The organism is Micromonospora sp. NPDC049275 (genome assembly GCF_043197115.1).
Taxonomy (GTDB): Bacteria; Actinomycetota; Actinomycetes; order Mycobacteriales; family Micromonosporaceae; genus Micromonospora.
Window position 1 is genome coordinate 733558 of sequence record NZ_JBICSN010000003.1, and the last position, 12809, is coordinate 746366.

The window sequence follows — 12809 nt, forward strand, 5'->3', positions numbered from 1 at the left end:
GACCTTGGACAGTTTCCGTCAGCGGCTGACGGAAACTGTCCAAGATCTGCGCAGGTCGGGAAGGCCTGGCGGCGGCCCTAGCGGCGGGCGGCGGGGCGGGTGGGCTGGGTGTGCTCCATCGCGCGCTGCACCGCCCGGTAGATCTGACCGAAGCGCAGCGCGTCGCCGGTCTGTAGCAACCGCACCGGCTGCCCCCGCCAGCGGGCCCAGATCTCCAGGTGCCGGCTGCCCTTGGCGTACGAGCGGTCCAGGTGTTCGAAGAGGAAGTCGGCGACCGGACCGACGGCCAGGCCGACAAGCACCGATGCGCCGACGATCGCGATCGTCACGGTGGGGGAGCGGTGCAGCCAGACGGCCAGGCCGATCCCGAGCACGGCCGCGACCAGCGGGCCGGCCAGCGCGGCGCCGAGTGCGCCCCGCCCGACCAGCACCCGCCAGGAGCGGCTGCCCCGGCGGTGCCAGACCATCGTGATCTCGGCCAGCGAGTAGCTGCGGCCGTCGACTCGGACGGCGCTGGAGGTGACCTGCACCGACCTGTCGTCGTAATACGTGATCATGGCTGGACTCCCGCCCGCGGGGCTGACACCACACTACTTACCCCAACGAGCCGGGTCGTAAGGTTGGCACGCGACTTCGACGAGGAAGTGAGGGCAGCGTGGGCGAGTTCGTTCGGCTGGAGACCACTGACGGCATCGGCACCATCCGGCTGGAGCGGCCGCCGATGAACGCGCTCAACACCCAGGTGCAGGAGGAGTTGCGCGCCGCCGCGACGGCCGCCACCGCCGACCCCGAGGTCCGTGCCGTCATCGTGTACGGCGGGGAGAAGGTCTTCGCCGCCGGGGCGGACATCAAGCAGATGGCCGAGATGTCCTACGTGGACATGGCCGAGCGGGCCGCGAACCTGTCCAGCGCGCTCGGGGCGATCGCGCGGATCCCCAAGCCGGTGGTGGCGGCGATCACCGGGTACGCCCTCGGCGGTGGCTGCGAGCTGGCGTTGGCCTGCGACTGGCGGGTGGTCGCGGAGGACGCCAAGCTCGGCCAGCCGGAGATCAAGCTGGGCGTCATCCCCGGTGCGGGTGGCACCCAGCGACTGGCCCGCCTGGTCGGGCCGGCGCGGGCGAAGGACCTGATCATGTCCGGGCGGATGGTGGACGCGCAGGAGGCGCTGCGGATCGGCCTGGCCGACCGGGTCGCCCCGGCCGACGAGGTGTACGACATGGCCGTCGCGCTCGTCACGCCGTACCTCCGAGGGCCTGTGCAGGCGTTGCGCGCGGCGAAGCTGGCGGTGGACGGCGGCCTGGACATGGATCTGAACTCCGGCCTGGCCTGGGAGAGTCAGCTCTTCGCGGCGCTGTTCGCGACCGACGACAGGCGTGAGGGCATGGCGGCGTTCGTCGAGAAGCGCAAGCCGAACTTCACCGGCCGCTGACGCCCGCACCGGCAGTGAACCGAGAACGGTTCACATTATCCCTACCGGCCAGTAGCGTGGGGCTTCGATCATGAGCGACGAAGGGGAGCGGCGAATGACGGAGCGGATCGAGGGTCACGGCGGAGAGCTGGCCCTCGCGGCACTACGCGCGCACGGCGTACGGGAGATGTTCACGCTGTCCGGCGGGCACGTCTTCCCGCTGTACGACGCCGCGCACAAGGCCGACTTCCCGATCTACGACGTCCGGCACGAGCAGTCCGCGGTCTTCGCCGCCGAGGCGGTGGCCAAGCTCCAGCGCCGACCCGGCCTCGCCGTGCTCACCGCCGGCCCCGGCGTCACCAACGGCATCTCGGGCATGACCAGCGCGTTCTTCAACGCGTCCCCGGTGCTGGTGCTCGGTGGCCGGGCGCCCGCCTTCCGCTGGGGGTCGGGCAGCCTCCAGGAGATGGACCACCTGCCGCTCGTCGCCCCGGTCACCAAGCACGCCGAGACGGTGTTCAGCACCGACGACATCCCGCGTGCCGTGGACGCCGCCCTCACCGCCGCGCTCACCCCGCACCGGGGCCCGGTCTTCCTGGACTTCCCGCTGGAGACGGTCTTCTCGGTCGCCGAGGCCGACAGGCCCGCGGCGTCCGGCGTCGACGCCATCGAACCGGACCCGGACGAGGTCAGCCGGGCCGCGACGCTCATCGCCGGCGCGCAGCGGCCGGTCATCATCGCCGGCTCGGACGTGTACGCGGGCGACGCGGTCGCCGCGCTGCGCGAGGCCGCCGAGGCCCTTCAGGTGCCGGTCTTCGCCAACGGGATGGGCCGCGGCTCGCTGCCCCCGGAGCACCCGCTCGCCTTCGCCAAGGCCCGTCGCGCCGCGCTCTCCGGTGCCGACGTCGTCGTCGTGGTCGGCACGCCGCTGGACTTCCGGCTCAGCTTCGGCGACTTCGGCGACGCCAAGGTCGTGCACATCGTCGACGCGCCCAGTCAGCGCGCCACGCACGTGCAGCCGGCCGTCGCCCCCGCCGGTGACCTGCGCCTGATCCTCTCCGCGCTTGCCGACCACGCCGGTGACCGGGCCGACCACAGCGACTGGATCGCCGACCTGCGCAGCGCCGAGGACGCGGCCCGCGCTCGCGACGCGGCCGAGATGGCCGCCGAGACCGACCCGATCCGGCCGGCCCGTGTCTACGGCGAGCTGCGTCGGGCGCTCGCCCCCGACGCGATCACCATCGGCGACGGCGGCGACTTCGTCTCGTACGCCGGTCGGTACCTGGAGCCCGCGCAGCCGGGCACCTGGCTGGACCCGGGCCCGTACGGCTGCCTGGGCACCGGCATGGGCTACGCGATGGGCGCCCGGGTCAGCCACCCGGACCGGCAGATCTGCGTGCTGATGGGCGACGGCGCGGCCGGGTTCTCGCTGATGGACGTCGAGTCACTGGTCCGGCAGAAGCTGCCTGTGGTGATCGTCGTCGGCAACAACGGCATCTGGGGGTTGGAGAAGCACCCGATGCGGGCCATGTACGGCTACGACGTCGCCGCCGACCTCCAGCCCGAGCTGCGCTACGACACGGTGGTCAGCGCGCTGGGCGGCGCGGGGGAGACCGTCGCGAAGGCCGCCGATCTTCAGCCGGCCCTGCAGCGGGCCTTCGACTCCGGAGTGCCGTACCTGGTGAACGTGCTCACCGACCCGACCGACGCGTACCCCCGCTCGTCGAACCTGGCCTGAGTCGCACCCGCCGCCGCCGTCGCCCCTCGCGGGCGGCGGCGGCGCGGCGTCTTCCCGCAGCTAAATACGCCGAATGTCAGCGTCGGTCGACGTAACGTCAGCGCGGGAACGGCGGGATGTCAGCCCTGTCGCCCATGGTGGTGTCATCACCCGCAGACGACAGGAGTTGCGATGGACCACGCGATCCGCGCCGAGGGTCTGGTGCGGCGTTTCGGCGCCACCACCGCCCTCGCCGGAGTTGATCTGGCGGTCCCCACGGGGACGGTCTTCGGTCTGCTCGGGCCGAACGGCGCCGGCAAGACCACTGCGGTACGGGTGCTCGCCACCCTGCTGCGCGCCGACGAGGGACATGCCACTGTGGGCGGGTTCGACGTGGTCCGCGACGCCCACCGCGTGCGTCAGCTCATCGGCCTCACCGGCCAGTACGCCTCGGTCGACGAGACCCTGACCGGCGCGGAGAACCTGCTGCTCATCGGGCGCCTGCTCGGGCTCAATCGGGCCGACGCCAAGCGGCGGGGCCGGCAACTGCTCGACGACTTCGGGCTCAGTGACGCGGCCGACCGGGCCGTGAAGACGTTCTCCGGCGGGATGCGGCGGCGACTGGACCTCGCCGCCAGTCTGGTCGGTCGGCCGCAGGTGCTGTTCCTCGACGAGCCGACCACGGGCCTGGACCCACGCAGCCGCAACGACCTGTGGGACATCGTCCGCACGCTAGTGGCGGACGGGGTGACGGTGCTGCTCACCACGCAGTACCTGGAGGAGGCCGACCAGCTCGCCGGTCAGATCGCCGTCGTCGACCACGGGCGGGTGATCGCCCAGGGCACGCCGGAGGAGCTGAAGGCCAGGACCGGCGGGCAGACCCTCACCGTGCGTCCGACCGACATCGCCGATCTCGCCACCGTGGTCGCCATTGCCGGCGAGGTGGCCGGCGTGACCCCCGACGTCGCGCAGACCGCCGTCACCGTCGCGGTGAACGACGCTCGCGTGCTGCCCGTCATGGTGGGTCGCCTCGACGCGGCCGAGATCCCGGTCGCCGAGCTGGCGCTGCGCGGCGCCAGCCTGGACGAGGTCTTCCTCTCCCTCACCGGCCACCGGGCCGAGGACGCCCCTGCCGACACCGACCTGGAAAGGACACCGGCATGACCGCCGTCACGCTCGCTCCCGCTCTCGCGCCGACGCGCCGGCTCGGCCCGGTCGCGGGGCTGCGGCACACCTTCACGCTGGCCTGGCGCAGCCTGGTGCAGATCAAGCACAACCCGATGGAGCTGCTCGACCTGAGCATCCAGCCGGTGATGTTCGTGCTGCTGTTCACCTACGTCTTCGGCACCGCCATCGCCGGCTCGTCGGGCGAGTACCTCACCTTCATGCTGCCCGGCATCATGGTGCAAAACGCGCTCTTCGCCACCATGACGACGGGGTTCGGGCTGAACAACGACCTCACCAAGGGCGTCTTCGACAGGCTGCGGGCGCTGCCCATCGCACGGTGGGCGCCGCTGGCCGGCCGGATCCTCGCCGACACCGTCAAGCAGGCGTGGTCGATCGCGCTGCTGCTCGGCGTCGGATCGATCCTCGGCTTCCGGGTCGGCAACGGCGTGCTCGGCGTCGTGGGGGCGTTCGCGCTGCTGCTGGCGTTCACGCTTGCCGCGTCCTGGATCTCCGTGCTGGTCGGGGTGCTGGTGAGCGAACCGGACAAGGTGCAGATCTTCGGCTTCATGGTGATCTTCCCGCTGACCTTCACCAGCAACATCTTCGTCCCGACCGACCGGATGCCGGGCTGGTTGCAGAACTGGGTGGAGGTCAACCCGGTGACAGTGGTGGCCGACGCGCTGCGCGGGCTGCTGGTCGGCGGGCCGGTGGCCGGGCCGGTGGTCCAGACGCTGCTGTGGGGCGCCGGCATCGCGGTGATCTTCGCGCCGCTGGCCGTCCGCGGTCTCAGGCGTCGAGTGTGACCCGCAGCAACTCCGGCACCCCGTCCGACCGGATGCCCCGGCCGCCCGCGTACGCCTCGGCGAACTCCGACTCGCCGAGCGCCGCGCGGGCGGCCAGCGCCACCCGGATCGCGTCCAGCGCGCCCTGGTCGTCGCCGCCGCGTACCCCGTCGGCCGCGCCGAGCACCGTGGCCGCCACGGCCGGCCGGCCGCCGCGCAGGGCGAGGTCCGCGTAGCCGACGAGCGCGATGGCGACCACCGGCGCGTCGCCGGAGGCGAGCGCCAGCTCCAGGGCCTGGTCCAGGTGGGTACGGGCGACAGCCAGCTCCCCCTGGGCGGCGGCGACGTGCCCGAGCGAGGTGGCCAGCATGGCGCTCCACTGCGGAGCGATGCTCCGCCGCCGGACCAGCTCCGCCGCCCGATCCGCCCAGCGGGCCGCCTGTTCCCAGTCGCCGCAGTCGCGCAGCAGCTCCGCCCAGACGGCGGCGACGCCGGCCCGTGGTTCGTCGGCGCCCAGCCGTTCGGCCTCCTCCTGCGCCTCGGTGAGCAGCGTGCGGGCCACCTCGTGCTCGCCCACCTGCCAGTACAGCTGAGCCAGCCGGGACCGCATCTGCGGCACGTCCTCGGCGGCGCCCAGCTCCTCGACGTCGCGCAGGGCGGCGCGAAGCTGGTCGATGGCGAAGTCCCGGTCGCCGGTCCGACCGGCCAGCTCGCCCAGGGAGAAGCGCGTGGTGGAGAGGCCCCACCGGTCCCCGACGCCGCTGAACAGCTCCAACGCGGCACGGAAGTCGTCGGCCGCGCTCTCGGCCGGCACGCCCAGGTTGAGCTGGGTGTGCCCGTGCATCATGCGGGCCGCCCCGGCCACCCACGGGTCCTCGTCGGTGAAGAGTCGCCGCAGGGCGGCCAGCCCCTGCACCTGCGTCGCCGGATCGAACATGAGGGTCATCGCTCCGGCCATCCGCAGCAGGGGCGAGTCGACGCCGCCGTCGGCCAGGGTCACCACCCGGTGCATCCAGACCTGGGCCGTCTCGAAGTCGGCGTGGGCACTGAGGGTGTTCAACGCCCCGGCGAGGTACGCGCTCGCCAGCGCGGTCGCGGTCGGTTTGTCGTCGTCCCCGTCCGGCCGGCCGACGGACCGTTCGGCCAGGGCGAGTACCTCCCGGGCGAGGTCCGCGCCCTCCAGTCGGTTGCCGCGCGACCACCAGTACCACCCGAGCGCGCCTGTCAACCGGACCGCCCGGGTGACCTCGTCGGCCCCGATCGCCCAGCGCAGCGCGCCGTGCAGATTGTCGTGCTCCGCGCGCAGGCGCCGGACCCAGCGCAACTGGTCCCGACCGCGCAGCTCCCGATCGGCCCGCTCGGCCAGCTGGAGGAACTCGTCGGCGTGTGCCCGCCGGACCCGCTGCTCCTCACCCGCCTCGCCCAGCCGGTCGAGCCCGTACTCCCGGATCGTCTCCAGCATCTGGTAGCGCGGTTCGCCGGCATCGCTGGCGATCACCAGCGACTTCTCCACAAGCGCGAAGAGCCGGTCGAGCACCTCGGGCGCGGCCAGTTCGCCACCGCCGCAGACCCGCTCCACGGCGGCCGCCGTCGCGCCGCCGGTGAAGACGGCGAGTCGCCGCCACAGCGCCCGGTCGGCATCGTCGAGCAGATCCCAGCTCCAGTCCACCACCGCCCGCAGCGTCTGGTGGCGGGGCAACGCCGTCCGGCTGCCGCCGGTGAGCAGCCGGAACCGGTCGTCCAGCCGGGTCGCGACCTGCTCGGCCGTCATGGCGCGCAACCGTGCCGCGGCCAGCTCGATGGCGAGCGGCATGCCGTCCAGCGACCGGCAGATGCCCACCACCGGCCCGACCGTGCGGTCGTCCACCTGGAAGTCCTGTCGCACCGCGGCGGCCCGGTCGGCGAAGAGCCGCACCGACGGGTACGCCAGCGCGGTGACCGGGTCGGCGCCCACGGGCGGCTGCTCCAGTGACTCGACGGGGTGCAGCGCCTCGCCTGTGATGCCCAGCGGCTCCCGGCTGGTGACCAGCACCCGTACGTCCGGGCAGGCGGCGAGCAGGCGGTCGGCCAACTCGGCGGCGGCGTCCAGCAGGTGTTCGCAGTTGTCCAGGACCAGCAGCGCTCGCCGGCTGGCCAACGCGTCGATGGCCCGTACGGTGGGCTCGGTGGCCTCCCCGGGTGGGATCCGGGACCGGCTGCCGGCGAAGAACGCCTGCTCCCGAAGGCCGAGCGGGCCCAGCAGCGCCTGCGGCACCTCGGCCGGGTCGGTCACCGGGGCCAGCTCGACGAGCCACACCCCGTCCGGGAACCGTGCCGCCACCTCGCGGGCCGACTCGATCGCCAGCCGGGTCTTGCCGGCGCCCCCGGGCCCGGTGAGGGTGACCAGCCGAGCCCTGTCGAGCAGGGCGCCGACCCGGTCGACTGCCGCTTCCCTGCCGACGAAGCTTGTCAACGCCGTCGGCAGGGCGCCCCGGGCGCGGGCCGCCGCCGACGGCGCAGGGCGGGGCGCCGCGTCGACGTCGAACGGTGTGGGGTCGGCCCGCTGACCGCGCAGCACCGCCAGGTGCAGAGCTGCCAGTTCCGGCCCGGGGTCGGCGCCGAGCGTCTCGGCCAGGTCGGTGCGGAGCCGCTCGTACGCGGCGAGCGCCTCGGAGGGGCGGCCGGCCCGGTGCAGGGTGCGGATGAGCTGGCCGGCGAGCCGCTCCCGCAGCGGGTACGCGGTGACCAACTCCCGCAGCCAGGGCACCAGGTGTGCGGGTTCCTCCAGCGCCGAACGGGCCTCGATCAGCTCCTCGGTGGCGGTGAGCCGCAGCTCGTCCAGCCGGGCCAGCGGCGCGCGGGTGAACGGGGCGCCTGCCACGTCGGCCAGCGCCGACCCGCGCCACAGCGCGAGAGCCTCCTCGAGCACCTTGCGGGCTGCTCCCGGGTCGGCGGGCAGCAGCGCCCGGCCGGCGAGTACGGCGGCCTCGAACCGGTGCAGGTCGACGGCCTCCGGGCCGAGGGTGAGCTGGTAACCGCCGGGACGCGCGTCGACTCCGAGGCCGGGTACGGCCCGGCGGAGCCGGGAGATCAGTGCCTGGAGCGCGTTGGCCGCGGCGGCCGGCGGCTCGTCCTCCCAGAGGGCGTCGACCAGGTGCGCGACGCTGACCACCCGGCCGGGCGCCAGGGCCAGCAGGATCAGGAGCCGGCGCAGCCGTGCCCCGTGGATCTCGACAGTGGTCGTCGGATCGACCCGGACCTGCAACGGGCCGAGCAGGCTGATCTGCACTCCGCCGATTGTGCCGCCCGCCGGGTCGGACGTCGGCACCGGCGCGGCCGGGCTGGTGCTCACACCTCCGGCCGGTCACCCTCACGGGGCGGCTCACCGTCGCGACGGCGCAGGTCGTCCTCACGCCGGCGCAGGTCCTCCTCCCAGCGGCGGAAGAGTTCCTGGTCCTGCTGGCGGGAGCGGTCCTGCACGGAGCGGAGGAACTCCGGGTCGTCGTCGGGGGCGAGCGGGCGGCGTGGCTGCCGTTCGGTGGAGCCGCCGCCGGCCGGCCATGCTCCGCGGGCGGCGGGGTCGGGCTCCCGTCCGGCGACGAACCAGGCGATCGACCCGACCAGGGGGAAGAACAGGATGATCAGCACCCAGGCGATCCGGGGCAGGGCACGGATCTGGCCCTCCTCGGCGGAGAGGCAACTGATCAGCGCGCAGACGGCGAGGACAATCTGCACCAGGAAGAGGAGAACGTACAGCCGGGCCATGCACCCATCATGGCGCACCGCGTCGCGTCACCACAGTCCGCGAACGGTCACCAGCACGCCGAGCAGCGCGAGCCCGACGGTTCCCAGCGCGACAAGCGGCAACGTCCGGCCGCCGGTGCGGGCCGCCCCGGTGCCGGTGCTCCGGGGCCAGCAGAGCACGAGCGCGCCGCCCCACACCAGGACGGCCGCACCGGCGACAAGCGCTCCGAACGGGCCGCCGCCCGATGCCAGCCGGACGGCGAGCGCGGTCACCACGGTCAGCGTCAGCAGGGTGCGCCGCCAGGCCAGGCGGGTCCGCTCCGGTTGCAGCCCGGGATCGCGTCCGGCGCTCACCGTCCGCCGACCGCCCGCACCAGCACCGCGATGACCAGCAGCACCGCGCCGGCGCCCACGGCGAGGGCGAGGACGGCGGGGAAGCGGGAGGCGGGCAGCTCCTGACCGAGCCGGATGGCCCGTTCGGTACGCGCCCAGTGGTCCACCGCGCGGATCGCGACAGCGCCGCCGAGCAGCAGCAGCGCGACCGCGATGACCTCCCGCAGGTGACTCATCGGCAGCTGCGGAAGGAACTGCGCGGCGGCCAGCCCGCCACCGACAAGCGCCAGGCTGGTGCGCAGCCAGGCCAGGAAGGTGCGCTCGTTGGCCAGGGAGAACCGGTAGTCCGGCGTCTCACCGACGGCGCGCGCCTCGGCCGGGTCGAACCACCGCTTGATCGCCTCCCACATGGTGGGAGATTATCCGCTTCCCTCGGGCCTTAGCCTGATGTGGTGACGGATCTTGATGTGACCACGCTGCGCACCGCCTACGACAACCAGCTCCGCCCGGAGATCCCCGACCCGGTCCCGGCCGGGGTGACCGTGGAGCGGGACGGGCCGCTGGTCCGCATCATCGGGCTCGACGCCGGCGGGTTCCTCACCTACCGCGACCTGGGCGGCTTGACCGGCGACGCGCTGGACGAGCTGATCGCCCGGCAGGTGGCGCTGTTCCGCGAGCGCGGCCAGTCGGTCGAGTGGAAGCTCAACGAGCACGACCAACCGGCCGACCTGGCGGACCGGCTGCGCGCCGCCGGCTTCGTGCCGGAGGACCGGGAGACCGTCGTGGTCGGGCCGGTCGCGCCGCTGGCCGCCGCGCTGCCCGTCGTCCCCGAGGGTGTACGCCTGCGTGAGGTGACCTCCCGCGCCGACCTGGAGCGGATCGCCGCCATGGAGGAGGAGGTCTGGCAGGAGGACCGCTCGCACCTCGTCACGGGTCTGGCCAAGGAGATCGACGCCGACCCGAACTCGATCACTGTCGTGGTGGCCGAGGCGGACGACACGGTGGTGAGCGCCGGCTGGGTGCGGTTCCCGGCGAACACCGGCTTCGCCACCCTCTGGGGCGGCTCGACCCTGCCGCAGTGGCGGCACCGGGGCATCTACCGGGCGTTGGTCAACTACCGGGCCCGGTTGGCGGAGCAGCGGGGCCGCACGCTGATGCAGGTCGACTGCTCCGAGGACAGCAGGCCGATCCTGCAGCGACTCGGCCTCGTCCCGGTCACCACCACCACCCCGTACGTCTACACTCCGTGATCATGGAGCAGCGGTTGACCGACGAGGAGCGCCTGACCCTCAAGACGGGCGCTTTCGGCGCGGTCTTCCTGGTCTCGAACGCCGACCCGGGACTGCTGGGCGTGATCCGGGAGAGCGTCGCCGCCTCCGGTGCGTTGGCCGATGCCAGTGGGGTGGTCAAGGAGGCGCTGACCACCGGGCCGCTGCCCCGGCTGCCGCGCGACTCCCAGCTGGAGATCGAGTCGGTGGTGTTGCCGGCGCTCGGCCGGGCGGTGCGGATCCTGCGGGAGAAGTCGCCGGCCGACGTCGAGGCGTACCGGTCGGTGGTGCTGAACGCTGCGGACCGGGTGGCCCGCGCGCACGACGGGGTGGCCCCGGCGGAGGCCGCCGCCATCGACTCGATCCGGGATGCGCTGGCCGAGCCTGCCTGACGGGTGAGCTGTGTCACTCTCCGTGCCCGGGAGCCGCAACCTACTGGCAGGTAACATTGCGCTCGTGGGCAACTGCACAACAGCTCACGGTTGACCTGACGTCGACCGACGCGCGAGGCTGCGGCCCAACCGGGCGAGCCAGTCGCAACACCACACAGGAGGGTCGTCGAAGCGCGATGAACATCGTCGTACTCGTCAAGCAGGTGCCTGATTCGGGCGCGGACCGCAACCTGCGCAATGACGACAACACCGTCGACCGCGGTTCGGCGAACAACGTGATCAACGAGATGGACGAGTACGCCATCGAGGAGGCGCTGAAGATCAAGGAAGCGCACGGTGGCGAGGTCACCATCCTGACCATGGGTCCGGACCGGGCGACCGAGTCGATCCGCAAGGCGCTCTCCATGGGCCCGGACAAGGCCGTCCACGTGCTGGACGACGCCCTGCACGGCTCCTGCGCGGTGGCCACCTCGAAGGTGCTCGCCGCCGCCCTCGGTCAACTCAACGCCGACCTGGTGATCTGTGGCGCCGAGTCCACCGACGGCCGAGTCCAGGTCATGCCGCACATGATCGCTGAGCGGCTCGGCGTCGCGGCGCTCACCGGCGCCCGCAAGCTCACCGTCGACGGCGCCACGCTCACCGTCGAGCGGCAGACCGAGGAGGGCTACGAGGTCGTCACCGCCTCCACCCCGGCCGTGGTCTCCGTGTGGGACACCATCAACGAGCCGCGCTACCCCTCGTTCAAGGGCATCATGGCCGCCAAGAAGAAGCCGGTGCAGACGTTCTCCCTGGCCGACCTCGGCGTCGCACCGACCGAGGTGGGCTTCGACGGCGCCACGAGCGCCGTCGTCGAGCACACCAAGCGCCCGCCGCGCTCCGGCGGTGCCAAGATCACCGATGAGGGCGAGGGCGGCGTCAAGCTGGTCGAGTTCCTCGCCACCGAAAAGTTCGTGTGAGAGCGGGTCTGGACATGTCTGAGGTTCTCGTCGTCGTCGAAGCCACCAAGGAATTCGGCGTCAAGAAGGTCACCCTGGAGATGCTCACCCTCGCCCGCGAGCTGGGCACCCCGAGCGCGGTCGTGCTCGGTGGCGCCGGGGCCGCGGAGGCGCTGAGCGGCAAGCTCGGCGAGTACGGCGCGGAGAAGATCTACGCCGCCGAGGGTGACGAGATCGACGGTTACCTGGTGGCGCCCAAGGCCACCGTGCTGGCCGAGTTGGTCAAGCGGGTGCAGCCGGCCGCCGTGCTGCTGGCGTCGGCCCAGGAGGGCAAGGAGATCGCCGCCCGGCTCGCCGTCAAGCTCGACAACGGCATCCTGACCGACGTGGTCGGCCTGGCCGCCGACGGCACCGCGACCCAGGTCGCCTTCGCCGGCTCCACAATCGTCAAGTCCAAGGTCACCAAGGGCCTGCCGCTGGTCACCGTCCGGCCCAACTCGGTCACCCCGGCCCCGGCCGCCGCGAGCCCGGCGATCGAGCAGCTCACCGTGTCGGTCACCGACACCGACAAGCTGGCGACTGTCGTCGAGCGGGTCGCCGAGCAGAAGGGCTCCCGCCCCGAGCTGACCGAGGCCGGCGTGGTCGTCTCCGGCGGTCGTGGCGTCGGCAACGCCGACAACTTCAAGCTGGTCGAGGAGCTTGCCGACCTGCTCGGCGGCGCCGTCGGCGCGTCCCGCGCGGCTGTCGACTCCGGCTTCTACCCGCACCAGTTCCAGGTGGGCCAGACCGGCAAGACGGTCTCCCCGCAGCTCTACGTCGCACTCGGCATCTCCGGCGCCATCCAGCACCGGGCCGGCATGCAGACCTCGAAGACGATCGTCGCCGTCAACAAGGACGGCGAGGCACCGATCTTCGAGCTGGCCGACTTCGGCGTGGTGGGCGACCTGTTCAAGATCGTCCCGCAGGCCGCCGAGGAGATCCGCAAGCGCAAGTGATCGTGTGACAGAGAAAGTGGCCGCCCGTCTTCACGGGCGGCCACTTTTCCTCGTGGGGAGCTGATCGGCGGGCCGGGGAGCTGAGCCGG

13 protein-coding genes are annotated in these 12809 nt (G+C 72.7%); 8 read left to right on the plus strand and 5 right to left on the minus strand.

Annotation, left to right across the window (positions count from 1 at the left end; translation table 11 throughout):
* Positions 1-77 precede the first annotated feature (77 nt).
* Positions 78-557, minus strand: coding sequence for a DUF6232 family protein (locus ACGFIE_RS13845; RefSeq protein ID WP_363679189.1), 480 nt, complete (start codon positions 555-557; stop codon positions 78-80).
* A gap of 98 nt (positions 558-655) precedes the next feature.
* On the opposite strand from ACGFIE_RS13845, the gene ACGFIE_RS13850 reads away from it, so the two are divergent.
* From ACGFIE_RS13850 to ACGFIE_RS13865, 4 genes are all read left to right on the plus strand, one after another.
* A complete protein-coding gene (locus ACGFIE_RS13850; protein ID WP_393294326.1) occupies positions 656-1429 on the plus strand; it encodes an enoyl-CoA hydratase-related protein in 774 nt (257 codons plus the stop codon).
* 94 nt (positions 1430-1523) lie between these two features.
* Positions 1524-3146 carry an acetolactate synthase gene (locus tag ACGFIE_RS13855; RefSeq protein ID WP_393294328.1) on the plus strand — a complete coding sequence of 541 codons (1623 nt, stop codon included), beginning with the start codon at positions 1524-1526 and terminating at the stop codon, positions 3144-3146.
* A gap of 171 nt (positions 3147-3317) precedes the next feature.
* On the plus strand, positions 3318-4289 hold the full coding sequence (locus ACGFIE_RS13860) for an ATP-binding cassette domain-containing protein (protein ID WP_393294330.1): 972 nt from the start codon (positions 3318-3320) through the stop codon (positions 4287-4289).
* Complete coding sequence (locus ACGFIE_RS13865; RefSeq protein WP_393294332.1) at positions 4286-5095, plus strand: ABC transporter permease; 810 nt, start codon at positions 4286-4288, stop codon at positions 5093-5095. The genes ACGFIE_RS13860 and ACGFIE_RS13865 overlap by 4 nt, the downstream gene beginning before the upstream one ends.
* Here ACGFIE_RS13865 and ACGFIE_RS13870 read toward each other — a convergent pair.
* The 4 genes from ACGFIE_RS13870 to ACGFIE_RS13885 are packed head-to-tail and all read right to left on the minus strand — an operon-like array spanning position 5079 to position 9540.
* Complete coding sequence (locus ACGFIE_RS13870) at positions 5079-8405, minus strand: ATP-binding protein (protein ID WP_393294334.1); 3327 nt, start codon at positions 8403-8405, stop codon at positions 5079-5081. The two genes, ACGFIE_RS13865 and ACGFIE_RS13870, sit on opposite strands and share 17 nt — an antisense overlap.
* The gene (locus ACGFIE_RS13875) at positions 8402-8818 is read right to left on the minus strand and encodes a PLD nuclease N-terminal domain-containing protein (protein ID WP_363679201.1); all 417 of its coding nucleotides are present in this window, start codon (positions 8816-8818) and stop codon (positions 8402-8404) included. The genes ACGFIE_RS13870 and ACGFIE_RS13875 overlap by 4 nt, the downstream gene beginning before the upstream one ends.
* 27 nt (positions 8819-8845) lie before the next feature.
* Complete coding sequence (locus ACGFIE_RS13880; RefSeq protein ID WP_393294336.1) at positions 8846-9151, minus strand: DUF202 domain-containing protein; 306 nt, start codon at positions 9149-9151, stop codon at positions 8846-8848.
* Complete coding sequence (locus ACGFIE_RS13885; protein WP_393294338.1) at positions 9148-9540, minus strand: YidH family protein; 393 nt, start codon at positions 9538-9540, stop codon at positions 9148-9150. Before ACGFIE_RS13885 ends, ACGFIE_RS13880 begins: the two co-directional genes overlap by 4 nt.
* Before the next feature lie 42 nt (positions 9541-9582).
* Here ACGFIE_RS13885 and ACGFIE_RS13890 point away from each other — a divergent pair, with 42 nt between their 5' ends.
* The 4 genes from ACGFIE_RS13890 to ACGFIE_RS13905 all read left to right on the plus strand — a co-directional run bounded on the left by ACGFIE_RS13890 (position 9583) and on the right by ACGFIE_RS13905 (position 12720).
* Positions 9583-10380, plus strand: a complete 798-nt coding sequence (locus ACGFIE_RS13890; protein ID WP_393294340.1) for a GNAT family N-acetyltransferase — start codon at positions 9583-9585, stop codon at positions 10378-10380.
* Positions 10377-10790, plus strand: a complete 414-nt coding sequence (locus ACGFIE_RS13895) for a hypothetical protein (protein ID WP_393294342.1) — start codon at positions 10377-10379, stop codon at positions 10788-10790. The genes ACGFIE_RS13890 and ACGFIE_RS13895 overlap by 4 nt, the downstream gene beginning before the upstream one ends.
* A gap of 176 nt (positions 10791-10966) precedes the next feature.
* Entirely contained in the window at positions 10967-11746 is a 780-nt protein-coding gene (locus ACGFIE_RS13900) for an electron transfer flavoprotein subunit beta/FixA family protein (protein ID WP_007456284.1), read from the plus strand.
* A gap of 14 nt (positions 11747-11760) precedes the next feature.
* Complete coding sequence (locus ACGFIE_RS13905) at positions 11761-12720, plus strand: electron transfer flavoprotein subunit alpha/FixB family protein (protein WP_393294344.1); 960 nt, start codon at positions 11761-11763, stop codon at positions 12718-12720.
* The last annotated feature ends 89 nt before the right edge of the window (positions 12721-12809 follow it).

What these genes read in the sequence shown, in the direction of transcription:
- ACGFIE_RS13845 (WP_363679189.1), bottom strand. Translation starts at nt 557, where the DNA reads ATGATCACGTATTACGACGACAGGTCGGTGCAGGTCACCTCCAGCGCC.
- ACGFIE_RS13855 (WP_393294328.1), top strand. Translation starts at nt 1,524, where the DNA reads ATGACGGAGCGGATCGAGGGTCACGGCGGAGAGCTGGCCCTCGCGGCA.
- ACGFIE_RS13860 (WP_393294330.1), top strand. Translation starts at nt 3,318, where the DNA reads ATGGACCACGCGATCCGCGCCGAGGGTCTGGTGCGGCGTTTCGGCGCC.
- ACGFIE_RS13865 (WP_393294332.1), top strand. Translation starts at nt 4,286, where the DNA reads ATGACCGCCGTCACGCTCGCTCCCGCTCTCGCGCCGACGCGCCGGCTC.
- ACGFIE_RS13875 (WP_363679201.1), bottom strand. Translation starts at nt 8,818, where the DNA reads ATGGCCCGGCTGTACGTTCTCCTCTTCCTGGTGCAGATTGTCCTCGCC.
- ACGFIE_RS13885 (WP_393294338.1), bottom strand. Translation starts at nt 9,540, where the DNA reads ATGTGGGAGGCGATCAAGCGGTGGTTCGACCCGGCCGAGGCGCGCGCC.
- ACGFIE_RS13900 (WP_007456284.1), top strand. Translation starts at nt 10,967, where the DNA reads ATGAACATCGTCGTACTCGTCAAGCAGGTGCCTGATTCGGGCGCGGAC.
- ACGFIE_RS13905 (WP_393294344.1), top strand. Translation starts at nt 11,761, where the DNA reads ATGTCTGAGGTTCTCGTCGTCGTCGAAGCCACCAAGGAATTCGGCGTC.